The organism is Embleya sp. NPDC020630, from assembly GCF_044334985.1.
Lineage (GTDB): Bacteria > Actinomycetota > Actinomycetes > Streptomycetales > Streptomycetaceae > Embleya.
The window spans coordinates 128,115-152,831 of sequence record NZ_JBIRUB010000007.1; the positions used below are offsets into that span (position 1 = coordinate 128,115).

The 24,717-nt window shown below is 71.7% G+C and carries 20 protein-coding genes and 2 pseudogenes; 10 read left to right on the forward strand and 12 right to left on the reverse strand.

Going from position 1 to position 24,717, the window contains the following annotated elements; genetic code table 11:
* Positions 1-598: 598 nt before the first annotated feature.
* Positions 599-1,096 carry a MarR family winged helix-turn-helix transcriptional regulator gene (locus ACH4XV_RS24475; protein WP_395793193.1) on the reverse strand — a complete coding sequence of 166 codons (498 nt, stop codon included), beginning with the start codon at positions 1,094-1,096 and terminating at the stop codon, positions 599-601.
* A gap of 126 nt (positions 1,097-1,222) precedes the next feature.
* On the opposite strand from ACH4XV_RS24475, the gene ACH4XV_RS24480 reads away from it, so the two are divergent.
* Positions 1,223-1,864, forward strand: coding sequence for an NAD(P)-dependent oxidoreductase (locus ACH4XV_RS24480; RefSeq protein WP_395793195.1), 642 nt, complete (start codon positions 1,223-1,225; stop codon positions 1,862-1,864).
* Positions 1,865-1,982: 118 nt separating this feature from the next.
* On the opposite strand, the gene ACH4XV_RS24485 is transcribed toward ACH4XV_RS24480, so the two are convergent.
* The 3 genes and pseudogenes from ACH4XV_RS24485 to ACH4XV_RS24495 all read right to left on the reverse strand — a co-directional run bounded on the left by ACH4XV_RS24485 (position 1,983) and on the right by ACH4XV_RS24495 (position 4,540).
* On the reverse strand, positions 1,983-2,576 hold the full coding sequence (locus ACH4XV_RS24485) for a cysteine hydrolase family protein (RefSeq protein ID WP_395793761.1): 594 nt from the start codon (positions 2,574-2,576) through the stop codon (positions 1,983-1,985).
* A gap of 215 nt (positions 2,577-2,791) precedes the next feature.
* Positions 2,792-4,012, reverse strand: a pseudogene (locus ACH4XV_RS24490) (MFS transporter); the annotation flags it as partial.
* 48 nt (positions 4,013-4,060) lie between these two features.
* Complete coding sequence (locus ACH4XV_RS24495; RefSeq protein ID WP_395793197.1) at positions 4,061-4,540, reverse strand: zinc-binding dehydrogenase; 480 nt, start codon at positions 4,538-4,540, stop codon at positions 4,061-4,063.
* Between the two features lie 12 nt (positions 4,541-4,552).
* Here ACH4XV_RS24495 and ACH4XV_RS24500 point away from each other — a divergent pair, with 12 nt between their 5' ends.
* The 3 genes and pseudogenes from ACH4XV_RS24500 to ACH4XV_RS24510 form a co-directional block, all read left to right on the forward strand.
* Entirely contained in the window at positions 4,553-5,521 is a 969-nt protein-coding gene (locus ACH4XV_RS24500) for a LysR family transcriptional regulator (RefSeq protein WP_395793199.1), read from the forward strand.
* Between the two features lie 53 nt (positions 5,522-5,574).
* Positions 5,575-6,291, forward strand: coding sequence for a haloacid dehalogenase-like hydrolase (locus tag ACH4XV_RS24505; protein ID WP_395793201.1), 717 nt, complete (start codon positions 5,575-5,577; stop codon positions 6,289-6,291).
* A gap of 45 nt (positions 6,292-6,336) precedes the next feature.
* Positions 6,337-6,954 (forward strand): annotated as a pseudogene (locus tag ACH4XV_RS24510) (ADP-ribosylglycohydrolase family protein); the annotation flags it as partial.
* A 39-nt stretch (positions 6,955-6,993) separates the two neighbouring features.
* On the opposite strand, the gene ACH4XV_RS24515 reads toward ACH4XV_RS24510, so the two are convergent.
* Complete coding sequence (locus tag ACH4XV_RS24515) at positions 6,994-7,626, reverse strand: CGNR zinc finger domain-containing protein (protein WP_395793203.1); 633 nt, start codon at positions 7,624-7,626, stop codon at positions 6,994-6,996.
* An 86-nt stretch (positions 7,627-7,712) separates the two neighbouring features.
* Between ACH4XV_RS24515 and ACH4XV_RS24520 the strand changes: the two genes are divergently transcribed.
* Entirely contained in the window at positions 7,713-8,483 is a 771-nt protein-coding gene (locus ACH4XV_RS24520) for an MBL fold metallo-hydrolase (protein WP_395793205.1), read from the forward strand.
* 169 nt (positions 8,484-8,652) lie between these two features.
* Here the strand turns inward: ACH4XV_RS24520 and ACH4XV_RS24525 are convergent, their stop codons facing one another.
* Positions 8,653-9,303, reverse strand: coding sequence for a hypothetical protein (locus tag ACH4XV_RS24525; protein ID WP_395793207.1), 651 nt, complete (start codon positions 9,301-9,303; stop codon positions 8,653-8,655).
* A gap of 400 nt (positions 9,304-9,703) precedes the next feature.
* Between ACH4XV_RS24525 and ACH4XV_RS24530 the strand changes: the two genes are divergently transcribed.
* Positions 9,704-10,597: a DUF4328 domain-containing protein gene (locus tag ACH4XV_RS24530; protein WP_395793209.1), complete on the forward strand. Its 894-nt coding sequence runs from the start codon at positions 9,704-9,706 to the stop codon at positions 10,595-10,597.
* An 86-nt stretch (positions 10,598-10,683) separates the two neighbouring features.
* On the opposite strand, the gene ACH4XV_RS24535 is transcribed toward ACH4XV_RS24530, so the two are convergent.
* Complete coding sequence (locus tag ACH4XV_RS24535; protein ID WP_395793211.1) at positions 10,684-11,211, reverse strand: MarR family winged helix-turn-helix transcriptional regulator; 528 nt, start codon at positions 11,209-11,211, stop codon at positions 10,684-10,686.
* 75 nt (positions 11,212-11,286) lie between these two features.
* Here ACH4XV_RS24535 and ACH4XV_RS24540 point away from each other — a divergent pair, with 75 nt between their 5' ends.
* Positions 11,287-12,594: an amidohydrolase family protein gene (locus ACH4XV_RS24540; RefSeq protein ID WP_395793213.1), complete on the forward strand. Its 1,308-nt coding sequence runs from the start codon at positions 11,287-11,289 to the stop codon at positions 12,592-12,594.
* A 160-nt stretch (positions 12,595-12,754) separates the two neighbouring features.
* Here ACH4XV_RS24540 and ACH4XV_RS24545 read toward each other — a convergent pair whose 3' ends face one another.
* On the reverse strand, positions 12,755-12,922 hold the full coding sequence (locus ACH4XV_RS24545) for a hypothetical protein (RefSeq protein WP_395793215.1): 168 nt from the start codon (positions 12,920-12,922) through the stop codon (positions 12,755-12,757).
* 43 nt (positions 12,923-12,965) lie between these two features.
* Between ACH4XV_RS24545 and dnaN the strand changes: the two genes are divergently transcribed.
* Positions 12,966-14,174 carry a DNA polymerase III subunit beta gene (dnaN, locus tag ACH4XV_RS24550; RefSeq protein ID WP_395793217.1) on the forward strand — a complete coding sequence of 403 codons (1,209 nt, stop codon included), beginning with the start codon at positions 12,966-12,968 and terminating at the stop codon, positions 14,172-14,174.
* Here the strand turns inward: dnaN and ACH4XV_RS24555 are convergent.
* Complete coding sequence (locus tag ACH4XV_RS24555; RefSeq protein ID WP_395793219.1) at positions 14,152-14,547, reverse strand: IS3 family transposase; 396 nt, start codon at positions 14,545-14,547, stop codon at positions 14,152-14,154. The two genes, dnaN and ACH4XV_RS24555, sit on opposite strands and share 23 nt — an antisense overlap.
* 48 nt (positions 14,548-14,595) lie before the next feature.
* Complete coding sequence (locus ACH4XV_RS24560) at positions 14,596-15,330, reverse strand: HAD family hydrolase (protein ID WP_395793221.1); 735 nt, start codon at positions 15,328-15,330, stop codon at positions 14,596-14,598.
* 1,194 nt (positions 15,331-16,524) lie between these two features.
* Here ACH4XV_RS24560 and ACH4XV_RS24565 point away from each other — a divergent pair.
* Both ACH4XV_RS24565 and ACH4XV_RS24570 read left to right on the forward strand, forming a co-directional pair.
* Positions 16,525-16,992 carry a hypothetical protein gene (locus ACH4XV_RS24565; RefSeq protein WP_020554288.1) on the forward strand — a complete coding sequence of 156 codons (468 nt, stop codon included), beginning with the start codon at positions 16,525-16,527 and terminating at the stop codon, positions 16,990-16,992.
* 391 nt (positions 16,993-17,383) lie between these two features.
* Positions 17,384-19,225 (forward strand): hypothetical protein, encoded by a 1,842-nt coding sequence (locus ACH4XV_RS24570; RefSeq protein ID WP_395793223.1) that lies wholly within the window; start codon positions 17,384-17,386, stop codon positions 19,223-19,225.
* A 358-nt stretch (positions 19,226-19,583) separates the two neighbouring features.
* Here the strand turns inward: ACH4XV_RS24570 and ACH4XV_RS24575 are convergent, their stop codons facing one another.
* A complete protein-coding gene (locus ACH4XV_RS24575; protein ID WP_395793225.1) occupies positions 19,584-20,951 on the reverse strand; it encodes a hypothetical protein in 1,368 nt (455 codons plus the stop codon).
* The gene (locus ACH4XV_RS24580; RefSeq protein ID WP_078980120.1) at positions 20,951-21,778 is read right to left on the reverse strand and encodes a ParA family protein; all 828 of its coding nucleotides are present in this window, start codon (positions 21,776-21,778) and stop codon (positions 20,951-20,953) included. The genes ACH4XV_RS24575 and ACH4XV_RS24580 overlap by 1 nt, the downstream gene beginning before the upstream one ends.
* Between the last annotated feature and the right edge of the window lie 2,939 nt (positions 21,779-24,717).

The following is a 24,717-nucleotide window of genomic DNA, read 5'->3' on the forward strand; positions in this document are numbered from 1 at the left end:
ACCGCACGTCGCGGAGCCTGCCATGCCTTCCGCGACTTTGCGGCACCCTGCAAGGCTTCCGCGCCCCCGCGCCTTCCGCGCCTTCCGCGCCTGTCAACGCGTCCGCCTCTACGCCGCGCCTACCGCACGTCGCGGAGCCTGCCATGCCTTCCGCGACTTTGCGGCACCCTGCAAGGCTTCCGCGCCCCCGCGCCTTCCGCGCCTTCCGCGCCTGTCTACGCGTCCGGCTCTGCGCCGCGCCTTTCGAGCCTCCGGGCCTACCGCACTTCGCCGGGCCTTCCATGCTTCCGCGCCTCCGCCGCGCCCTGCGGCCCTCCGCGCCTTCCAACGTTTCCGGAACTGCGCCGCGCCTGCCATGCTTTCCGCGCCTTGGCTGCGCCTCGCAAGCGTTGCCGCCTTCCGTGCCGGCCCCGCGTCCCCGCGCCTTCCGACGCTTCCGCCGTTGCGCCGCGGCTTCCAGGCATTCCGCGTCTTCGCCGGGCGTTCGGCCCGACGTTCAGCTCGGTTTCAGGCCTCATCCTCAGCCCGTTCAGGCACGACCTGGGCCCGGTTCAGGACCCGCCTTCACCCCGGCACGCCCGCGCCGCCCGCGCCGCGTTCACGCCCTCGCGTCGCCGAGGGATTCCAGCAGCGCCCGCAGGCCGTCCGCGACGGCGGAGCGTTGTTTGGGGGTGAGCGCGGCGAGTAGGCGTTGTTCGGTTTCGATGTGTGCCGGCAGCACCTCGTCGATCAGTTCCCGGCCCGCGTCCGTGAGGGCGACCAATACGCCGCGGCCGTCCGACTCGTCGGCGCTGCGGGACACCAGGCCGCGCGCCTCGAGGCGGTCCAGCCGCTGGGTGATCGCACCCGAGGTGACCATGGAGGAGCGCATCAGCTCGGTGGGGCTCAGTCGATGCGGCGGCGGGTTGCGGCGCAGGGTCGCCAGCACGTCGAACGACGAGGCGTCGAGCCCGTGTTCGGCGAAGGTCCGGGTCAGCTCGGTGCCGACCAGGCGCGCGGCGCGGGACAGTCGGGCGAGCACCGCCATCGGTGACGCGTCCAGATCGGGGCGCTGCGTACCCCATTGCTCCAGCACAAGGTCGACGTGATCTGCCACGGCGTCAGGCTAGCCGACTCCGCCCGCCGAAGCGGGTCGCGGCACCTCTCGCATTTACCTTAGCACTGAGGTACATTTCCCTTAGCATTAAGGAATCGACCGCACCCCGGAAAGGGACACCCCACCATGCGCATCACCGTATTCGGAGCGGCCGGCAGCGTAGGCAGCCGCGTCGTCTCCGAAGCCCTGTTCCGGGGCCACGAGGTCACCGCCGTCGTCCGCGACCGGGCCCGCTTCCCCGACCTCGATCCCCGCGCCGAAGCCCGGATCGGGGACGCCGCCCGCACCGACGACGTCGCCGCCCTCGGCGCCGACCAGGACCTGGTGATCAGCGCCACCCGCCCGCCCCACGGCCGCGAACGGGAACTGGCCGCCACCGCCGAGGCGCTGCTGTCCGGCCTGTCCGGCACCGACGTACGGCTGTTGACCGTCGGCGGCGCGGGCAGCCTGCGCGTCCCGGGCGCGGGCGACACGATGGCGGTCGACGATCCGAGGTTCGTCCCCACCGCGTGGCGCGGCATCGCCCTGGCCTGCAACGCCCAGTTCGACGTCTTCCGCGCCGACTCCGCGGTGAACTGGACCTACCTCAGCCCGCCGGCCCACCTGCATCCGGGCACCCGTACCGGAACCTTCCGCGTCGGCGGCGACGAACTCCTGGTCGACGACGATGGCGTCTCCGCGATCTCGATGGAGGACCTGGCCGTGGCCCTGGTCGACGAGGCGGAGAACCCGCGCCACCACCGTGCGCGCTTCACGGTGGCGTACTGACATGGGCGGCGGAACGATACGCCGGCGCCGGCGCAGCGACACGAGGATCGCCCCCGCCCCGGCCGGGAGGATCGCCACGGCGCGACCCTCCCGACCGCGGATCGGGTCGACGGCGGGCTCAGCCGGCCCGCAGCAGGACGCGCAACTCGGCGCTGTCGATGACGTGGGCCCGGGTCGGGAACACGTGGTCGAGCAGAGCGCGATGGACCTCGGAATCCGGGTCGGCGACGCCGTCGGAGAGCACGTACAGCCGATAGTCGCGGTCGGCCGCGTCGACGACGGTGGACAACACGGCGCCGCCGGTACTGACACCGGCCACGACCAGGGTGTCGATACCGCGCTCGCGTAGGCGCCGGTCCAGGTCGGTGGTGGACATCGCACCGTAGCGCACCTTGCGGACCTCGATGTCGCCGTCGCGCGGAGCCAACCGGTGGTGGATGGCGACGGCGGGGTCCTCGTGATGCATGAGCCGGTGTCGGGCCACCGGCGCGAAGGACTTGTTCGCGGCGGGAATCGTGTCCCAGTCCGCTGCGGTGAAGCCGACCCGGACATGGGCGACGGTACCGCCGGCGGCCCGCACGTCGGAGACGATCGCTTCCACACGAGCCAGGAGCGCGGCGCGATGCCCGTACCCCTCCCCGTCGGGCAACGCGGCGAGGATGGCGGGCTGGTAATCCAGCACGAGCAGGGCGGTCTGTACGGGGTTGAGCATGGTCACGCGGGGGTCTTCCCTTCCGACGATGCGTGGTCGCTGTGTGCCCGATCGGGCGCCGAGTCTGTCGGCGCCCGATCGGTGGCTTCGTGGGATACCGGAGCAGATGCCGGATCAATCGCCTTGTGAGCTGCCTGATCCACGGCTGCGCAGGGCGCCTGGTCGACGGCTTCGTGCAATGCCCGATCGGCGGCTTCGTGGCGCGCCGGTTCGATCGCTGCGCCGCCCGGCGGCTCCCCGCGCCCCGGGAGCAGCAGCGGGGTCGCCAAGAGCAGCATCCCGGCAACCGCGATCGCGGTGCGGGTGCCCGCGGCGGCGGCCAGTACGCCCGCCAACGCAGTCAGTACGGCGATGGAAGCGGTACTGCTGACCGACCACGCGGTCAGCGTGCGGGCGACCCGGTCGGGGTCGGTGTGGTCCAGCCGATAGGTGGCCTGTACGGGATTGAACACACCGCAACAAGCCACCAGACCGAACTGCAGAACGATGACGAGCACCATCCCGGAAACCCCGGGCCGGACGAACGCCAGCCCCACCGGCCAGCACGCGCGCAGCACCCCCGACACGAGCAACACCTCACGCCGCCCGAACCGCGCCACGAGTCGCCGCGCCAGCCGCGCACCGACCAGCCCACCCACACACGGAGCGGCGAACATCAGCCCGTACTGCCACGGTTCGAACCCGAGCGGACCCAACAGGAGTACGGCGAGCAGCGGCTCACCGGCCATGATCAACCCGTTGACCACGACCGTGTTGAAGAACAGCGGCCGCAGGACGGGATGACCGAGAATGTAGCGCCACCCCTCGAGCAGATCACCGGCCCGCAACCGGGGCGCACCGGTCCGCTCGGGAGGCGTCTCCGTACCGCCGATGGCACGAATCCCCAGCGCCGACAACAGATAGCTGACCGCGTCGGCCAGCACGGTCGTCACCGGACCGAAGTACCCGATCGCGGCCCCACCGAGCGGCGGCCCGACCGTGATCGCGGTCCAACTCGTGGACTCGAACCGGCTGTTCGCAGCGAGCAGGTCGGCCGGCGGCAGCAGCGACTTCAGATACGCCCCGCTCGCCGCCTTGAACGCGATGTCGGCGGCGGCCACGACGACCGAAACCACGAGAAGTTGTACAAAACTCAGCCGGCCGAACGCGAACGCAACCGGAATGCTCGTCAGCGCAGCGAACCGAACCAGGTCCATCGCCACCATGACCGACCGCTTGCGACGAAACTCCACCCAGGGCCCGAGCGGCACCGCGATCACCGCCCCCACCACCCGCCCGGCAGCCGCCAACACCGCCACCTGAGCCGGTCCCGAGTGCAACACGAGCACCGCAATCAGCGGAAACGCCCCGAATCCGAACGCCGTCCCATACGCACTTACGGCATAGGCCCCCCAGAGCCATCCGAACCCGCGCCCCAAATCCCGCCCACCGGCCACCCGCGCACACCCCTCACCACCCGAACTCCCAGGCACCAACTCCAGACATCAAAGCGACCGGCAATCCCCGACTTCAAACAACAACCCAGCACCCACCGCACAACCAAAGGTTGTGCACCAAGCTCCACCCACCACGCCCACCACGCCCACCACGCCGACCACCGACCGGCCCACACGCGGAGCAAAGTCCGGCATCCGACCGGGGCCGCGTCGGAAGACCACGGTGACCTTGCCTTCCAGGCCGCCCCGGAGGAACCGCTCATGGGCGGCCCGGACTTCTTGGAGTCCGAAGCAGGAGGCGTGGACACGCACACGCAACGATCCGCTGTCGACGAGTTTGGCCGGCTCGTTCAGTCCTTCGCCGTCCTCGCGCACCTGGTTGACCGTGGTCCGGACACCGCGCGCGGACAGGTCCGGGACCGGGCCCGCTTGGGTGGCGATCGACGCATACCGGCCGCCGAGACTCGGGTTCCGGGTGCGACCGAGCCCGTCCGACGCGGCCTCACCACGACCCGCCGGACAGGCCATAGCATGCGCCGGGTGGATCTCGATGCTGTTCGGACCTTCGTCGTCGTTGTGGATGCGGGGAGGTTTCGGGACGCCGCCGCCGAGTTGTCGGTCAGTCAGCAGGCCGTGTCGAAGCGGGTCGCCGCGCTGGAGAAGTCCCTGGGCGTACGGCTGTTCACCCGCACCGCGCGAGGCGCGAAGCTCACCGTCGACGGGCAGGCGTTTTTGGCGCACGCCCGCGATGTCGTTCGGGCCGAGGCCCGGGCGGTGGCCTCCGTATCCCCCGGTCGCCGCCCGCTGCGCATCGACGTGATCGGTCGGCGGCTCGCCCCGGCCGGGCGGCTGGGCGAATTCCATCGGGCGCACCCCGGGCTCGAACTCGACGTGGTGACGCTCTTCGACGCCGACGCGGCCATCGCCGGCATTCGGGCCGGGACGATCGACGCGTCCTTCCGCGCCGTCACCATGCCGGGCCGGCGACTCCCCGACGACATCCGCGCCACCCGGGCCTTCGCCGAACCCATCGAACTGCTCACGGGACCGGACCACGAACTCGCCGGCGCCCGCGCGGTCACCCCCGCCGAACTCGCCGGACACCGGATCTGGATGCCGGGCATCGTGGCCGGAACCGAGTGGGCCGCCTACTACGACGCGCTCGCCGCGACCTTCGGCCTCACCATCGAGGTCACCGGGCCCGACTTCGGCACCGAGCCCCTGCTCGACACGATCGCCGACTCCCGAACGCTAGCGACCTTCGTCGGCGAGCAAACCCGCCTGGTCTGGCCCGCCGACCAGGGTCTACGCCGCATCCCCGTACGGGCGCCGACCCCGATCTACCCCCACTCTCTGCTCTCCCACCGCGACACCCCACACCCGACGCTCACGAAGCTCCGCACCCACCTCCACACCCGCCGCCCCACCGACCCCGACACCGAAACCTGGACCCCGAAGTGGGCAAGGTGGCCACGCCGACCCCGAACCTCGGCCCCGACGCGAGAGTGAACGCCGACCGCCCCGCCGCCACCACGACCGCCCCCACCCAAGGAGCGCGCCCCGTGCCCCACCCCCCGCCAACACCCCGCCCCATCGCCGTCTTCGACCTCGACGGCACCCTCGTCCGAGGCGACTCCTTCACCCACTTCACCCGCGCCCTGCTGCGCCGCTCCCCCTGGCGCGCCGTCGCCGCGACCCTGTGCGTACCGATACTCGCCCCCCTGTACGCCCTCCACCCCACCCGCCGCCGCGCCTTCGCCCTGCTCCTGCGAATCGCCACCATCGGCCTGCCCCCGTACCGATTCGCCGCCCTCGCAACGGAGTTCGCCACCGAACGCACATCCGACGGCAACCGAATCCCGCACACCCTCGACCGCGCCCGAGCCCACCTCGCCGCCGGCGACCGCGTCGTGATCGCGACGTCCTGCGCCGAGCCCCTCGCCGCCGCCATCTGCCACGAACTCGGCCTGGCCCCCGTGGACGTGATCGCGTCCCGACTCACCGCGAGCCGAACCGGCATGCGGCCGCTGCCGGCGTGCCGGGGCGTGCGCAAGGTCGAGCGGATCCGCGCGGCCGGTATCACCGGCCCGATCACCCACGCCTATACGGACAGTTCCGTCGACCTCCCCCTGCTGAACGCCGCCGCCCACCGCTATCTGATCGACCCCTCCCCCGCCCACCTCACCCGGATCCACACCCACCTCGGCCCCACCTACGTGGTACTGCGCTCCACCGAACCGACCACGCCGTCGGCGCCGTCCGAAGCGTCCTCGCCGTAGCGCAAAGCGCAACGACCCCAACCGCCCGGCGCCATCGCACACACCCTCGAACCCGGCGTGCACTTCCAGACCACCGGACGCGCGGCCGGCAACGGCTCGCTGATGCGCGCCACCACCCCCGCCGTCTGGTTCGCGGCCGACGGCCGTACCGCCACCATGGCCGCCGCCCGCCGCATCGCCGCGCTGACCCACGGCGACCGCGCGGCGTGGGAGGGCACCGCGATCTTCCACGAGTTGGTGCGGGTGGCCCTGAACGGCGACGACCCGCCGGCCGCGCTTCCCGCGACCCTGGACGAGGTACACCCCGACCATCGCGACCGCTACGCCGTCGTGTTGTCCCCGACGTGGCATCCCACCGACGCCACCGAGTTCAACGGCGCGGTCTGGCCCTGCCTCGGCTCGGCGGTCTGGGCGCTGCGGACGACGACGTCGTACGAGTCCGCCCTGCGCGCCGCCCTCGACCTCGGCGGCGACACCGACACGGTCGCCGCGGTCACCGGCGCGCTCGCCGGAGCCGTATACGGCCCCGCGGCCATCCCGACCCGCTGGACCGACCGGCTGCACGTACCGATCCCCGGCTCGGCCGGCGAAGTCCTGCGCCACGCGGACCTGTTGGGCCTGGCCCACGACCTGCTGAACCGTACGCCGCGCGCGGCTCGCTGACGCGGCCCACGCCCCGCCGGCCCACCCCGAGCCCCGCCGTCAGTCCGCCTTCCCCTGGGTCCGCCGCGCATAGGCCCGCGCCGCCCGGACCCGATCGCCGCATCGTGTCGAGCACCACTGCCGGGACGCGTGCGTACGGACCAGGAAGCGGCGGCACGGGGTGGCGCCGCACGGGGTGAGCCGTGCCGCGTCGGGCGCGGTCAGCAGGTCGGCGGCGTCGGCGGCCAGCACCGCGATCGCGTGGTTGACGATCTGGTCGATCGGGTGCGCCTGGGCGCGGTACGGGCCGCGTTCGCCGTCCCAGTGCAGCAGCGCGGCCGACGGCGCGCTGGTGAGCGCGGCGTTGACCGCGCGTACCGCTTCGGCCGGTGCCACCACCTCCTCGACCCGAGCCGACAGCAGCGCTCGCACCGCGTCGCGCAGCGCCCGCAGGCGTCCCGCGCACACGTCGTAGAGCACGGCCTGCGCCGGTGCCAGCTCGCGCGTGACCAGCCACTCCCTCGCCGACTCGGGCGTGCCCAGCAGATCCTCGTCCCGGCCGCCGGGGAAGGCGAGATCGCTGTTCGCCAGGTCCAGGGACAGGTACCGCTCGGCACCCGGCGCGAGTGGGGGACCCGAGGGCACGGGGCGGGCAGCGGGCTCGGCGGACGCGGCCGGCGAGGTCTCCTTCATGAGTCTCATGTTAAGCCTTGCCGTTCCCCGTGAGAATCGGCTAGCTTTTCTCACGGCAAACACAACCATTATCCGTGAGGTGTGCAGTGACCGGTTTCGACGCGACCAACGAGCAGATCGCCATTCGGGTCTTCGGCGGCCCCTCCGCCCTGATCGAGTACGGCGGCCTCACGTTCCTCACCGACCCCGCCTTCGACGCCCCCGGCGAGTACGCCGTCGGCGACGGCCGCGTCCTCACCAAGACCGCCCCGGCCTCGGTGGACCCGGCGGACCTGGGCCCGATCGACGTGGTCCTGCTCTCCCACGACCAACACCCGGACAACCTCGACCACTCCGGCCGCGCGCTTCTCGCCGACGTGCCGCTCGTACTGACCACCCCCGGCGGCGCGGACCGCCTCGGCGGCACCGCCCGCCCGCTGGCCCCCTGGGCGACGATCGAGGTCCCGCGCCCCGACGGCGGCACCGTGACCGTCACGGCCACGCCCGCCCAGCACGGCCCGGACGGCTGCGAGCCGATCACCGGCGAGGTCGTCGGCTTCGTCCTGACCTCCGCCGACCTCCCGACCATCTACGTCAGCGGCGACAACGCGTCCCTGCCCGTGGTCGAGAAGATCGCGGCCCGGGTCGGCCCGGTCGACACGGCCGTACTCTTCGCCGGCGCCGCCCGCACCCCGCTGTTCGACGGCGCCCTGCTCACCCTGGACAGCGCCCAGGCCGCCGAGGCCGCCGCGATCCTCGGCGCGCGCCGCGTCGTCCCGGTCCACTTCGACAGCTGGGGCCACTTCACGGAGGGCCGCACCGCCCTCGTCGAGGCGTTCACCGCGGCCGGCCTGATCGACCGCCTGCAACTCGCCTGAGCACCGGGCGAACCGGCCGGCGCGGCGGCGTCGCGTCCGGGTCCAGTGCGCCAAGTGGTCGGCCCCGAGGCCCGGTTCGCCTTCCGGGTCTCGGGGCGATCCGGCCCAGCCCAGGCGGCCCGAGCACCCCAAGCAACTTTCCGGCGCCCCGAACCCCCACCGGCGCTCCCTACCTCACCCCACCGCCCAAACGCCCGGCCCGCCCCGCGTTCCCCACCGCCGCCCGGGCAACGGCGTGCCCGATCCGCTCGGCCAACGTGCCCCACGGCCGGCATTCGACGACGGGCAGCCCGTACCGCGCCGCCTCCTCGGCCAGCCACCGCGAATATCGAACGCCGACCTCCGCCCGCTGCGCCTGAACCCCGCCCTCCGGCTCCCGTTCGGCGTAGTTGGCGACGATCCGGGCGCCGTCGTCCTCGTGCAGGAACACCCCCCGCACGCTGCGCCCGGCCTCGACGCCCTCCCGCATGGCCTGGGCCACGGCGGCCGGCGTGAGGTAGTCGCCCTCGACCACCGCCGGGACATCGACGGTGAGCCGATTGCGCACCACGCCGACGACGGCGGGCTCCAGCGCTCGGGCGGTGGCGACCTGGAGCTCCAGTACCCGATCGACCCCGAGCCCGTCGACATCGGCGATCCCGTCGAAGAGATGCAGCCCAGGATGCCCCTCGGCCGTCGTGATGTGCTGCACCGCACTCACCACGTCATCGAACTCGACCACGAACGCCCCGGCCGACAAGGCCAGTTCCGCAGCCGCCCGACTCTTGCCCACCCCGGAGGCCCCACCGACGAGCAACACATCCCACCACGTCCCGATCACCCCCCGACCGTACCCCCAACCACCCATGTGGTTACGCTCGCCCCACCCCCGATGCGCGGCACCGTGCGGTGTGGGTGCCGGTTGTTGTCGCCACGCCCGTCACCTCGCGTATTCGCGGGTCTTCCGATCGTGACATGGGAAGGTACTCACGGCATGATGCCCGTTACGCGGCGCGGTCGGCGCGCTCGGCCGTGATGCCGTCGCCCGCCGGCTCGTCCGGTCGGTGTCGAGGATCGTCGACGGGGGGTTCGAACTCGTGTTGTGCTCAGCGTGCGGTGGCCGGTCGACGTTGCCGGATCGTTGTACCAACTGTGGCCATCGCGAGTACGCCCCGCCCGACGCCCCCTCCGACGCCGCCCTGGACGCGCGTTTCGCCCACTTCGGGCCCGCCGGAACGCCGATGCGGGATCCGCGGTTTCGGCCCGGTCCGATCTTCCGGTCGCTGCGCGGGCCGGCCATCGCGCTCTACGTCCTGTTGGGCGTCACGGCCGTCGCCTGTCTGCTCGCCGCCGTCGCGTTCTTCCACCGCGCGAACCTGGTCGACCAGGTGTTGCGCAGCAGGTGGTCCGCGCCCGATTCGGACGGGGCGAACCACTCCATCGCCGTGTGGTGGGGACTCGCGACCCTGGCCATGATCGCGAGCGCGGTGCTCTTCGTGGTCTGGTTCCATCGCGCGCGGCGCAATGTCGACCTGTTCCCGCCGTCCGTGCAGCGCCTGTCCGGCGGTTGGGCGATCGGCGGCTGGTTCTGCCCGGTGGTCAACCTGTGGTTCCCGCCGCTGATCGCACACGACATCTGGAAGGCCAGCGATCCCCGCGCGCCGATGCGCGGCGGCGCCACTCCCGGGCGGCATCCGCTGCTCTGGGCCTGGTGGTTGACCTATCTCGCCGCGAACGTCCTCCTCGCCATCGGCCTGACCGGCCGCGAGAGTGACGGCGGCGACGCGATGACCGGCAGCGATGCCTGGGTCGCCTACCACGAGTCCTACCGCACCGCGGACACCGCGACGGGCTGGGCCTTCCTCCTGATGATCATCGCCGCCGGCACGGCCATCGCGGTCGTGGCCCGGATCACCGGGTTCCAGATCGAGCGCGAATACGCCTTCCTCGTGCCGCCGACGATGCACCCGGCGCACCCCATGCATCCGATGCACCCTCTGTACGCGGTCCAGCCGACCCACCCCGAAGTCGCCGCATCCGGCCCGGTGCCCGGTTCGACGCAGCCCGTGGCGCCGCCGATTCCGCGCCAGCCGCCGCCCCCGCCCCGTCCGAAGGACCCACCGGCTCCGTTCTGAACGGGCGGGCACATGCCGCCTTCCGAGCGGCGCTTCGCCTTGCGGGCAGCGCCCATCCGCCGTTTTTGTGAGCGGTGTTCGCTTGGTCAGGCCCCGCGCCGCCGCCCCGCGGTCCGAGGAGCCTCGGTGGCCGCGGCGATCTCGCGCAGCGCGAGCGTCGCCGCCTCGATCGCCGCCGCCGGGGCGCCCCGCCAGACCTCGGCGTGCGCGGCGGCGTTCGCCCGGACCGCCTCCTCGGCGACCCGTATCCCTCGCGGCGTCAGGCAGATCAGCGTGCCCCGACCGTCGCCCTGATCCGGGAGGCGCTCGGCCAACCCCTCCGCGACCAGGTGATTCGTCACGTTGCTGGTGCCGCCCGAGGACAGCAGGAGCGCACGACTCAGCTCGGTCGGCTTGAGCCGATACGGCGCACCCGCGCGCCGCAGCGCGACCAGTACGCCGAACTGGGCCGGAGTCAGGCCGAATTCGGGCAGCTCACGGCGGGTGGCCTCGTCCAGGTCGGCCGCGAGCAGCATGATCCGCTTGCTCAACTCCGTCGTCGCATCCAGCACGTCGGGCAGTTCGGCCTGCCATGCGCTGATCAGCGCGCTCGCGCGGTCCTCGGATGCGGTCATCTTGACAGCGTATTACACACAGCTGATAGCTTTCTAAAAAGCTTTCTAGTGAACATGACTCGATGCGAGGCTCCCATGTCCGGCGCTCCCACCTCCCCCTCCCCCGCCCGACTCCTCCTCCGCGGCGGCACCGTCGTCGACACCGACCCGCACGTCACCGCCCGCCCCGACACCGACGTCCTGATCGAGCACGGAGTGATCGCCGCCGTCGGCCACGGCCTGTCCGCCGAGGGGGCCGAAGTCCTCGACGCGCGTGAGCGGATCGTGCTGCCGGGCTTCGTCGACACCCATCGCCACGTCTGGCAGTCCGTGCTGCGCGCGGTGGCCGTCGACAGCGACCTCGGCGACTACCTCGGCCTGGTCCTCGGCCGGCTCTCCCCCGCGATGCGCCCCGAGGACGTGTACGCCGGCAATCTGGTCGGCGCGCTCGAATGCCTCGACGGCGGCATCACCACCGTCCAGGACTTCTCCCACGTCCAGCACCGGGCCGAACACGGCGACGCGGCGGTGCGCGGGCTGCGCGCGGCGGGCATCCGGGCGGTGTTCGGGTACGGCTACCCGCCGTTCGACCCGGCCGCCCGCGACCCGCGACACGTCCGCGACCTGCGCGAACGCCTGTTCGCCGGGGACGGCCCCGACGACCTGGTCACGCTCGCGCTCGCCCCCGGCGGGCCCTCGTACACCCCGATCGAACTCGTCGAGGAAGATTGGCAACTGGCCGCCGACCTCGACATCCCGCTGGCCGTACACGTCGGCAGCGGCCCCGTCGCCCGCCGGCCCATCGAGGCGCTGCGCGAGCGCGGCCTGCTCAACGCGCGCACGCTGTACGTCCACGGCAACTCGCTGCCCGACGACGAACTCGCGATGATCGCCGACTCCGGCGGCGCGCTCTCGATCGCGCCGGCCATCGAGGCGCAGATGGGACACGGCGCGCCGATGATCAACCGGGCCCGTGCCCTGGGCCTGGTCACCGGGCTCGGCGTGGACGTGGTCACCAGCACCCCGGGCGACATGTTCTCACTGCTGCGGGCGGCCCTGCTCACCAGCCAACTCGCCGACGGGGAACGGCTGTTCGCGGCCGACGTACTGCGTATGGCGACCATCGGCGGCGCCGCCGCGCTGGGTCTGGCCGACCGGATCGGATCGCTGGCCGTCGGCAAGCAGGCGGACCTGGTCCTGCTGCGCACGGACACGGTCAACATGGTCGGCGCCGCACACGACCCGGCGGGCGCGGTTGTGGCGTCGGCGCATCCGGGCAACGTCGACACGGTCCTGGTCGCGGGCCGCACGGTCAAGCAGGCGGGCCGCCTCACCCACCCCGCGCGCATCGAGGCCGTCACCGCCGCACGGTCGGCCGCCGAACACGTGGCGGCCGCGATCTGACGACGCGGCGCAGCCTCGGCCCGCGGGCCCGGCGCGCCAGGGAGCCACGCCGCCAGGCCCCATCCGAGTCCGCAAGGACCGGATGGGGCCTGGTCGTGCTGCCCCGGGCAGGGCGCGGCGGGCAATTCACCCAGCACCGAGCAATCGCCCAGGCGAGCAGTCACTCAGCCGAACAGTCACTCAGCCGAGCCATCACCCAGCCGGGCCCCACCTTCGCCGCCCTTACCTCAAACACCCACAAACCGCTGAGATTTGCCGAGATCCGGGCACGCTGTCCGAGCGCCCCGGTAGTGTCGCCCTTCCTGGAATCGAACAGATATTCGATCACCGCGCGACCATCCTCCTCGTCGAGCTCTCGGAAAGGGCCCGTTGTGAAGGTTCGAATAACACGCGACCGCCTCGTCGAGGGCATCGCCTGGGCCGTTCGCGCCCTGCCCGCCCGGCCGGTCGTCCCCGCCCTCGCCGCGTTCCGACTCGAGGCGGACGGCGGCACGCTCACGATCTCCGCGTACAACTACGAGGTCTCGACCGGGATCGAGGTCCCGGCCGAGGTCACCCGTCCCGGGAGGATCCTGGTCCCGGGGCGACTGCTCGCCGAGATCGCCCGATCCCTGCCCCGCGAGCACCCGGTGGACCTCACCGTCGACGCGAGAAGGGTGACCAGGTCGTCGTCGCCGTCCCCGGCGAGTCGGGCCCGACTGGCCTGCGCCGGCGCCTACTTCGCCCTGCCCCTGACGTCCCCGACCGACTATCCGGCCACCCCGCTGCTCCCGGAGACCGTCGGGATGGTGGACGCGTCCGCCTTCGCCGAGGCCGTCGCGCAGGTGACGATCGCCGCGTCCCGGGACGAGAGCGTGCCCGTACTCACCGCCGTCCGACTCCACCTGACCCACGACTCGCTCGTCCTGGCCGCCACCGATCGATATCGCCTCGCGGTCCGCCGCATGCCCTGGCAGCCCATCACCGAGGACCCCGCCCGCACCGCCCTGATCCCGGCCCGAGTCCTCGCCGAACTCGCCCGCAACCCGGATGCCGGCGCGGACCTACGCCTGGCCCTGGGCCCGGAGGCCGGCCGCCGCGGCCTGCTCGGGCTGATCACCCCCGGACGACAGGCCACCACGCGGCTGCTCGACTACGAGTTCCCGCGCTACGACTGGCTGTTCGACAACGAGACCACCGCCGTGGCGACCATCGACACGGCGGCGCTGATCGAGGCCGTACGGCGGGTATCCCTCGTGGTCACCCGCAACGCACCCATCCGCCTGACGTTCGAACACGACGCCCTGCGGGTGGAGGCCGGCACCACCGACGAAGCCGAGGCAGGCGCAACGGTCCCGGTACACCTGACGGGCGACCCCACCAGGTCCGCCTTCAACCCGTCCCACCTCCTGGACGGCCTGACCGCCCTCCGCACCCCAACCGCCCAACTGCTCTTCAGCACACCAACCAAGCCGACCGTACTCACAGAGGCCCAACCAGCAACAAACACCCAAGACCCCAAGGCAACATCGCCTCAAACAACTACAAACCAAGACATCAAGGACTACCGCTACCTACTCATGCCAATGCGCAGCACCTAACCACCAGCCCCACCACACCCACTCCCCTATATAGGGACGCCCTGCGCCCATCCCAAACCGGGCCACACCGGGCAATCAGCCCACCACCTCGGCCCCCACCGCAAGCCCGGCCCACCACCACCGGGACGGCGGTGCGCCTTCCGCGTCGGCGATGGCGGCCAACGAGGCCCGCGGCGCGCATCAGCCGCGCTACGCGGCAGCGCCCGACCCGCACACCGCCGCAAACGAGCACCGCGTGCACGCGCGGGGCTCCGCAACTCCCGCGCGAGGCCCGGTGGGCGTCGAGGATCCGCCCGGTCGATTGCGCGTCCCGAACGGCGCGCGGACAGGGAGCCGCACGGCGGTGACGAAAGGCGGCACGCGAGACCGTCAACCCTTCGGCCGGGCAGGCCCGCGTGCCCCCTCACCGCCCCACCCGCCGTCACCCACCCGAGCCGCGGCCCGGGCCCTCGCCCAGCAGTGCGCTCAGCACCTCCTCCGTGTCGGCGAGGTTGGTGAGGACGACATCGGCGCCCGCCGCCGTCAGCGCGGCCGCGCTCGTCCGGCCGGTTGCCACCGCCACAGACCGCGCGCCCACCGCGCGGGCCGTGGCCACGTCGCGCAGGGTGTCGCCGACGATCACGGTGTCGGCTCCCACGTGTCGCCGACCCAGGTGCTCCTCGGTCCGCGCGAACGCCTGGGCCGGCAGGTCGATTCGCTCATAGGCGTCCTCGCCGTACGCACCGACCCGGAAGTCCACGTGATCGGCCAGCCCGAAGACGTTCATCTTCAATACGGCGAGCGCGTACAGGTTCCCGGTCAACACCGACTGCCGCACATCAGGCATCGTGCCCAGCGCCGTCAGAGCCTCCAGCGCCCCCGCCAACACCCGCCCCTCCGCCGCCAACTCGGCTTCACGCTGCCGTAGTTCGACGACGATCAGGTCCAGGAAAGCAGCCAACAGGCCATCCTCGGGCGACAACCCGTGCAGCCGCAGGACCTCGCTCGCCGCAGCCATCTCGGTACGACCGTCGAATTGCCACGGTTGTTCCAGAGCCCGCCCGGCCACCTGCCGAAACGCGGCCGCGTACGCCCGCCGCGACACCTTCCCACCGTCGATCAGCGTGTGATCGATGTCCCACAACACCAGCCGGGGGCCGGATCCACCAGTCGCCATCAGCACTCCGATCCTCCCGACCACCCCACGCGGCCACTGCCCAGAGCATCGCATCCGCCCACCGGACACAGGACCCCTCGGCCCGATCGCAGTCGGAGAACGCCCCGCGACGGGGCTACCGAACACAACGCAGGAGGGCATCCGAACGCAACCAACCGGCTCTTCGGCAGCGGCACCACAACCTGCGGCACCGGAATCGCCACACAACCACCCACCGGCACGTCGCGAAAACCACACCCATCACTCATCTCCCAGCCACCCCCGTAGGCCGCACCTCCTCCCAACCGCACAACCGCCCACCCCACCCCCAAGTCCCACACACAGCGCCACACCACCTCACCGCACGTCACCCAACCATCCCGTGGATCCGACGCGCCCCACGCCTCCCTTCCACCACATCCTCCCCAAGATGACCCTCCCCCCTTCCCCCAATGACTACAAAAGCCGGCTTCCCCGCCATTTAGAGTGATTTTCACTTCCGTCATAATCCCGCTCCCGGGCGCTTGAAAGCCCCTTCGCCGAGCCCGCACACCACCTCATCGAGCCATTCCCACAACACCCTCAAATGGCTCTTGACCTGCAACTTGCATGGCAAGCTGTCCGGCAATCCGCAGCGGGATCTGTGCGGGCTGCTGTGCGGCGAGATGTCCTTTGATATGTCCGGCACATTGCAGCCCAACTTGTTTGTCAATCCGCATCGCTGTCCGGGCGGGTGTGCGGGCGGGTGTACGGCACGAACGACGGACGCGCGGTGTCGTGGGCGGCCGGCCGGAGCAGTGGGCGGAGCTGCGGCTCGCACGGTCGAGCTGCCGATGGCTCCGGCGGCGGCTCTCACGGCGGCGCTCACAACGGCTCGCACGACGGGCCCCGCAGTGGGCGTCGCGGCGGATCGCACGATCGGTCGCTCGCTCGCTCTCGCGATGGTCCAAACGGCGGAACCCACGCTCGATCGAGCACTGGATCACGCGACAGAACACACACTCGACGCCTGGGTATTCATGCGTGACAGGAGATGGATGGGCGGGCGGATCTTCCAACATGCAGATCGAACACAACGGCAATGCCTGATTTTCTGGGCTTTTGTGCCGTTGTCGTGCCGGCTTCACTGCAACGAGCGACACGCCGACTCTCCTGACAGGAAGTTATTTGCCGGAGATCGCGATAGGCTTCGGTCGTTGACACGAAAGGACGGTCATGGCCACTTCCCGGGAGCGTTGGACCGTGGCAAGGCTCGCGGCCATCGCGGGTCTGCCCAGCAAGGTGGGCTACGAGGCACGGGACCGAAACGTGCTGCACCCGACGGTGCTCTCGCCCAGCGATGTATTGCCCCTGCTCACCTTCGAGGCCCTGCGAAGGATCAGCTGGCCGGGTGAGAACTATGCGCGCAACACACCGCAACGCCTGCGCCTCTGGGAGCACCTGGCCATCGAACACTCACGCGTCGGCGACCTCGCCGACGTCGACCCGATGACCGGCCTCTACGTCCACCCCTCGGGTGCCGACCTGGCCGTTCGACCGAGTGAACACGCCGCCCTCGCACTGCGGTTCGTCGAGGAGAACACGCCGTACCAGTACCTCACCCTCGGCGCGTGGGCCCAGCAGGCCCTGCGCGCCCTGGCGGCCGAACAGGAACAGGTCGGACGACGGCATGGTGCGGCCTGAGCGCCGGGCAACGCCGTCGGAAGTCCACAAAAGCAGAGCGAGTGGCCTAGGAGTCCAGCCCTAGTCCACTCGCTCGCAGCTCAGCGCCCCTAGGGGCGCCGTCGGAGAAAGGAGGCCTGCCGGCCGCTTACACAACCGAACAGTGAGACCCAGCCGTTCCGGTACTTCCACGCGCCGAACGGTCGGGTCGCCCATACCTCTTTCTCTTCACCAGCTTCAGGAGCAGATCATACCTGCGATCCCCGAGGCAGGCCCAGTGCTGTCTTCAGCCAGGTCCTTGCCCTCTTCAAGTGTGCCCGAATCCTCTGGATTCACGATGCAGGCTCGGGTGCGTGCCGCCTTGCGTGCGGCCCGAGTTCGGGTCAGCGGCGCTCGCGGCATCGACCCGACCATGCCGGACTCGGTCCGCCGCGCCTCGGTCAAGGTCCCGCTGCGTGTGGTGACCGGCGAGGCGTACAGCGACCTGGCCTTCGTCTTCGCCGCCAAGGTCGGCCACCTGGCAGCCGGCCCGAACCAGCCCGGCTGCATCGCCGACCTGACCACGATCGCCCGCTACCTGGGCCTGACCGTCCGCTCCGTCACCCAGCCCGACGGCCGCGTCGCGCTCAAGGCCCCGTCGTCCCTGTACGCCGCGCAGAAGCAGCTCACCGCCGGCGAGGAACTGACCGTGGTCCGCCGCACCAAGCCCTCCGGCACCGGGACCTCGGCCGTACGCCGCCTGCGCGCCCCCGAGAAGGGCGAGCCGTGGGTGATGGTGCCCGTCGCGCTCCTGGGCGCCGTGCCGCACCGGCATGCCCGGGCGTACGCCGTCATCAGCTACGCCCGCGCCCGCGGCCACCACCTGACCTATGCCGAACTCGCCGACGTGCTGCGCCACCAGTCGGGCCGCCGGATCGGCGAGCCGGTGAGCGTACGCGCCGCCCGCGGCGTGGTGTCCGACCTGGAGCGCTGGGGCTGGGTCGAGGTGGGCCGCCGGGAGGGGTGGCAGGGGCGGAACATGATGGTCCCGCTCCGGCCGTTCGAACCCGGGAGCGACGACGAGTCGATTGCCGAGGACGCCGAGACCGCCGAGACCGCTGAAACCGCCGAGGCCGGTATCGCGACCGAGGCGGACGAGGGGACGGACCAAACCGACTCGGCGGGAGCGGCGGGGGAGACCTCGGCGGACTCGCGGTCCGACCGTCCGGTCGCCCTCGGAGCCGCCCTTCACGTGGGCGCCGGAACAACGCCCTTCCCGACCCTCGGATCGACCGTCGACAAGGTTGTCGAAACACCTGCCGGGACACCGTCCGAGGCCGCCTCGCGAACCGTCGTCCGGACCTCGTCCGAGCCGCCGCAGAACGGCATTTCGGCAGCTCGAAACCCAGGTGCGGAGGGTCAATGGACGTCGGGTCCGCAGGGGGTTCGGACCTCCGTCACGTATAAGGAAGACACTCCGATTGACCTACAGATGAACGCGGCGTCCCGAGGGGGTTCCGCCCGCAGGGCGCTCTCGTTGGTAGACGTGCCCGGTCCCGCGAACAGCGCCCGAACCGGCTCCGCAACGCTCCCGGCGAACGAGGCGCCTGCGGCGGAACCCCGTCGATCGCGACACGTGACGGTCTCGAACCACCGGACCACCATCTCCCCGACCGCGGCGAAGGCGTTCGCCCGCATCGGGCCGCTGGTGGACCGGATGAGCACCGGCCAGCGAGTCGTGGCGGCGGCTCTGGTGGACCGCGCCGTGGCCGAAGTAGGCGACGCGGACCGGGTCTTTGCCCGGCTGGCGAACCGCTGGCGGACGCAGGAAGGGCCCGTACGCAGCCCCATGGGCTGGCTGGGCGCCCGCGGGCTGGCCCGGCGTGGGTGCGCCGACCCGAACTGCGAGGACGGCCGCCTGTGGCTGCCCACGGCCGGTCCCGGGGCGGGCGTGGCGGGCGACCCGTTCGCCTGCCGCAACTGCGCCCGGCAGGACCAGGATCGGCGGGCCGCGGCGGACGAGCGGTTCGGCGCGGACCGGCGGGCGGCGAACCGGGCCCGGACGGGGCAGGAGCCGAGCGCGGCGATGGGGCCGGCGGCCGGTACGGCGGCCCACCGGGTGGCCGCGCCGGCGCCGATCGGGACCTGCGACGACTGCGACCGGGCGGTCCGGGGCTTGCGGGCCGACGGGGTGTGTGCCGACTGCCGCGAGGAGCGGGAGGCCGCCGCCGAGGCCGCCGAACGGGCCTCCGGAGCGCTCCAGGGGGCGTTCTGAGCGGCCGTGGAGCCGCCGGCGGGTCGATCGACGGCCGGCGGGCCACGAGGCCGCAGGAAGGCCGCTCAGCGACTCGGCGGCTGGTGGGCCTACCCGGAATCCCGACGAACAGAACGAATCGGACGGGGTGTTCGGGGCCGGCGCGGCGGCAAGGTGCCGGCGGCAACGCGTGGGCACCGCGCCGGCCACGGGGACTCGGGTACGGGTACGGCCGTAACCGGAAGCGAAGCTCGGCCGTAACCGCAAGCGGGCTCGGTCCACGGTGTCCCTCGACTCCGCCCCGACCCCGGCCCCGCATGCAAAAACGCCGTCGGCGGGCGCGGGGGACCGGAAGTCCTCCACGCCCGCCGACGGCGGATTACTGCTGGGGCGAGAAAATCTCGGGGCGGCCGAGGGCGCCCTCGGCGTCGAGGCGTTCGAGGAACAGTTCGACGGCGGCCGAGAACAGGTACACGACCAGACCGCGCTTCTCCGTCGCCGTGAGCTCGGTGTCGAGATCGCGGGCGAGTTCGTACACGGCGGGGCTGACGCGGTAGCTGGAGGACTGACTGGGGTCGGTGATACCGCCCCTGGCACGAAGGAACGAGCGGATCATCTCGATCTGCTCGTCGTTGTCCTCGGGAAGCTCCAGCAACGCGGCGTTGAGGTAGTGCCCCAGCGCCAGACGTCGATTCTGCGACGAACGTTTGTCGGCGGTGAGCCGCTTGCCCAGACGCGCCTTCACGTCGGGCAGGAGCCGGAATCCCCAGGTCTCCCAACCCTTGGAGTTTATCCGCGCGTCGAGAAAGCTCTCCAGGAGCGCGGCATGCGCCGACTGCTCATCGGCGGAGCCGGCGGCGACCGGAGCCGGCGCGGCAGGCGCGGCAGCGCTGCGCCGCGAGGCACGCGGAGCCGAGGCGGCCTTCGCGGGCGCGGACGCCTTCGCCGGCTGGGCGGATGAGGTGGCCCGAGCCGGAGCGGCCGCTCGGGGCGCGGGCTCGGCGGCCCGATCCGGTGTCCGCTCCGACGCCGCGGCCGGAGCCGGGGTCGAGGCCGGCTCCGGCCGCGGCGTCGGGGCCTGCGCCTGGGCCGACTCCTCGCGGGCCACTTCGAGCCGTGCCAACTGCACGAGCGGGGGTTCCTCGTCGGGTTCGGCTTCCCGCCGGGGCCGGGGAGTCGACGCTTCGGCAGGTACGGACGAGACCGAAACCGAGGCCGCAGCCGTGGGCGCCGCCGCGCGCGCGAATTCCGGTTCCGGAGTCGACGCCCGCACCGATTCCGAAGCCGCCACCGGCTTCGAGTCCGACACGTGCTCCACCGCGGAAGGCGGCTCCGCACTCGCCGGGGCGGCCCCGACGGCAGGCGCGGCCGCGGCGTGTACCGGCTCGGGCTCGGGCGCCGTCGCGGGCTCGGGCGCCGTCGCGGGCTCGGGCGCCACGTCGGCCGCTCCCGAAGCCGGGGCAGGGGCCGCCGTCTCCTCGGGGGTCGGCTCCGGTTCGGGCTCGGCCGCCGGTGCCGGTACAGCGGCGGCGGCGGTCTTGAACGGCGGCCCCGAGGACGTGGCCCCGGAACCACCGCCACTGCCGCCGCCCATTTGGGCCAGCAGCGCCGCCGTCGAGTCGGTGCCCGAGTTCAGGAAGCTGCCGTTCATGGCGTCCTGCAGCGCCGCCGCCAGGACGGACGACTGAACGGCGGGTGCCTTCCTCGCTTTTGCCTTGGACTTGGGCACGGGCTTCTCGTCGGTCATCAGGCGGCCTGCTTCACACGGTCGAACAGTTCGATGGCCAGCTCGGTGTAGGCAACGCTCGCGGCGATGTTCGGTTGCTCTATGCAGACGGGGCGCCCGATCTCGTACGCCTGCGAGATCCGGCTGTCCCGGCGGATCTGCGTCTGGAAGGGGTCGAGGCCGTAGTCGGCCAGCCGCTGCTCGACCTGGTCGTCCTCGCTGGTGCGCCGGGACGGGGCGTTGGCCTTGTTGATCACGGTCCCGAGGAAGCGCGGCTCACACTCGCCGAGGGTGCGCTCGGAGGTGGCGGCGGTCAGCCCCTTGATCACGGCGGCGCCCTGGACGGTCGCGTACAGCGGCTCGCACACCGCGACCACGAAGTCGGCGGCGGCGAGCGCGACGGCGGACAGGGCGCTCACGCTGGGCGGCGTGTCGATCAGGATGATCGTCGGAGTCCGGCGAATCGGCTCCAGGATGCGGCGGAGGATTCCGGTGGTGGAGAAGTCCATCCCGGCGATCTTGCGCTCGGCGTCGACCATCGTGCTCTGCACCGAGCCGAAGAGGCTGAGGCTGCCGGTGGTCTCGAACGACTTGAGCAGTTCGCTGCGGTCGAAGATCATCTCCGGCACGTCGGGCGTCATGCCGTTGAGCTGGGCGTAGAGCGCGAAACCGACCGAGCGCTGAGGCTGTGGCACCACACCGAGGGCGACCCCGGCCTGCGCCTGCGGCTCGAGGTCGACCACCAGGGCGTGAAAGCCGTTGATGGCCAGAGCACTCGCGAGGTTCACCGTCGTCGTCGTCTTCCCGGGACCCCCCTTCTGGCTGGCCACCGCCACAACTGCACCCATCGCGCGTCCTCTCGGAGTAGAGCGGCCGAACGCCTGCGTGAGCCGGGGTCCCGCCCGGTGGCCTGTCAGAGCCGTCCACTGAACCTGACAGGGAAGACGACGTACCTCCGGGATAGCTGCTCGATACTTCCGCGGGAAGCCCGAAAGCGCAACGAACCAGGATCTAGCGGGCAGAACCTCCAAGGTGTCCTTGAGGGGTCCGACCTAAGTTTTGTCTGTCAGGTTAGCAGCGGAATCCCAAAATTCACTGTGACACTCGGAAAACCCACCCGTATGTCCCGGTTAACCCGTTTGGTCGGCCCGATCTACGCCCCCAACAGACTCTTTTGGCGCACCAATTCCCTCTGGCCTCTCGTTCTCCGAACCACCTGTACGACATATCGAGACACCCCAACTCCACCCCGGCCCCCGAGGTCTCACCACCCCGAGCCCCGGCGCCCCGAGCCCCGGCGCCCCGAGCCCCGGCCCCCCGAGCCCCGGCCCCCCGAGCCCCAGCACCACAAGCCCCGACCCCGAACCCCCGACCCCACCGCCCGGGCCGGCCCACCCCACCAAGCCAACGAAGCCCCCAGGCAGTAGGGCCCTAGGCCACGAACACCCGCTACGAACACGCCGCCTCGCCTCACCGCCCTGCCTCGCCTCACCGCGCTGGGCGCCGCCCTGGCGAGCCTTGCCGCGCCCGCCTTGCCGCGCCCGCCTTGCCGCGCCCGCCTTGGTGAGCCCGCCTTGGTGAGCCCCGCCGCGTCCGTCCCGCCGCGTCGTGTCCTGGCGCGTCCGCCGAGCCGCTGTCCAACCCGCCGCTCCGCACCTGCGTGTCCCCGACCTGCGTGTCCCCGGCCTGCGTGTCCCCGGCCTGTGTGTCCCCGGCCTGTGTGTCCTTGGGCTGCGTTCCCGCCTCCCGCGGCTGGCCCGGCCCGCCCGGCGCCCTGCCCTGCCCGACCCGCGCCCCCGACCCATGGATCGCCTGCCTGCCCGCTTTTGAGCGAGCCGCCAGCCTTTGCCCGCTGGCTGCTCGCCATGACACAGGCCAACCTTGTCCCCCGCTTGCCCTGACGGGGTCACTCCCGCTTCGCGCTCGTGTCAGCACCAACTCCCTCCTGTCAGCTGCCTCTTGACCCCTCGCATCGGGCGTACGGATGGGGCATCGCTGTCCCAGGTGAGCGACGGATCACACCGCTGCCTACCGTTCGCCGAGTGCCACCCACTACGTCGAGGACCCGCTGACCCTCCCGTGCCGCGTCGCGCCGTGCCGTCCCGTGCCGCGTCGCGCCGTGCCGTGCCGTCCCGTGCCGTGCCGTCCCGTGCCGCGCCGTGCCGCGTCGCGCCGTGCCATCCCAGGCCACGCCCCGCCAGCAGCATTCGGCCGACCGCACCCGCTCGTCGGGTCCATCCCGGCCCGGCTGAGCAGACGGACTCGCATGCCGTGCCGCCGGGTCGTCCGCGTCGGCACCGGCCCAGTTGTCCCGACGTGGCCCGACCCGGTCGTCCGGCACACCCGTCTCAACACGGCCTGATCCGGTGCTTTGGCCAGTCCGTCCTGACGCAACCTCGCTCGGCCGCCCCGTCCCGGTCTGCCCGCTCTACGTCAGGCGACCGTTGGGGAGTCCCAGTGGTCAGGGGCCTCGGCCGTTCAGGTGATCGGTCTCCGGTCCGCCCGCTCTGTGGCGGAGCGGTGTGTGCGCCGGGCGGTACGGGTGGATGCGCATCCGGCGATTGGGGAGCGGGAACTCGGGCGGCAATTCGCGTGCCAGGTGGCGTGTTCTGCCCAGCCGGCGGTGTCCGTGTGGGGGTCGGCGGGGTGGGGGAGGCGAGGAGCGGCGTGTAAGGCGACGTTCGGACCGCACGTCGTATGTGCCGTCGTGCCGCCTGATGTTCGCCGGATCGCGCTGTCGGCGCTGAGAGCCGCCGTACGTGCGCTCGCGCGTTGGTGGGTGCCTACCGCCCGGACATCCCGGCACAGAGCCGCTGAGAGACTGTCCCGGCCGCGGATCCACCCGCCCTTGCGTCGCCTGTTGCGCCCGCATGCCGAGTCGTTGTCGGATCCGCACGCCCGCGTGTTCGTCCACGGAGCCTTCGTGCGTGCCGTGGTCTGAGCGTTCCGCAGCTTTGCCCGCCCGGTGAACCGTCGCCGGATCGTGTGTGGGAGTGTCGGAGCGCACCGCAGGCAGACCGGCTCGAAGGCAGGCCCGCCCGCAGATTCGGCCGCCCACCGCGCGGTTCGTGGACAGACCGATCGGCCCACCCGCCGACACAGCCGATCAGCCACCCACCCGCCGCTGCACCGAGACACCCATTGCTCCGGCCGCCGATCCGTCGCTGCGAACGCAGAACGGTCCGCCCGCAGGACCATCAGTCCGTCCGGCCGTCGAGCCATAGCTCCGTCCGACCGAACGCCCGCCCATCGTTCCGCACACAGGAACACCCAGGGTTGCGCACGCCAACCGGCCCGCCGTTCGTTCGCTCCGGCCGCCTACCCGCCCACCCCTCCATACGCCCACCCCTCCACACGTACGTACAACCGGCCGCCCGTACACCCGTAGTTCAACCCAGCCACAGACCCATCCATCCATCCATAGTTCCGCCCACAGTTCCGGCCGTAGATCCACCCGCAGATCCAGCCGGCCATCCATCGATCCGTCCAGAGCAACGCCCGTCTGCACGCCCGTCGACAGATCTGTCCACCCACTCACACACCGTTCCGTCCATCCGCAGATAGATCCGTACACCCAGCGCTAGATCCATCCGCACGCCCGGTGTTCGTTCTGCACAGTCGTCGTTTCGTTCGCCTATCCAGTGATCCGCCCGCCCATCTCAACACCCGCCCAGTCGACCGCCTACAGCAACACCCATACCAACGCCCATTGCCACAGCCATCCATTGATCCATCCGTACACCCATAGGTCCGTACGCACACCCGCACAATCACCGATCCATACGGC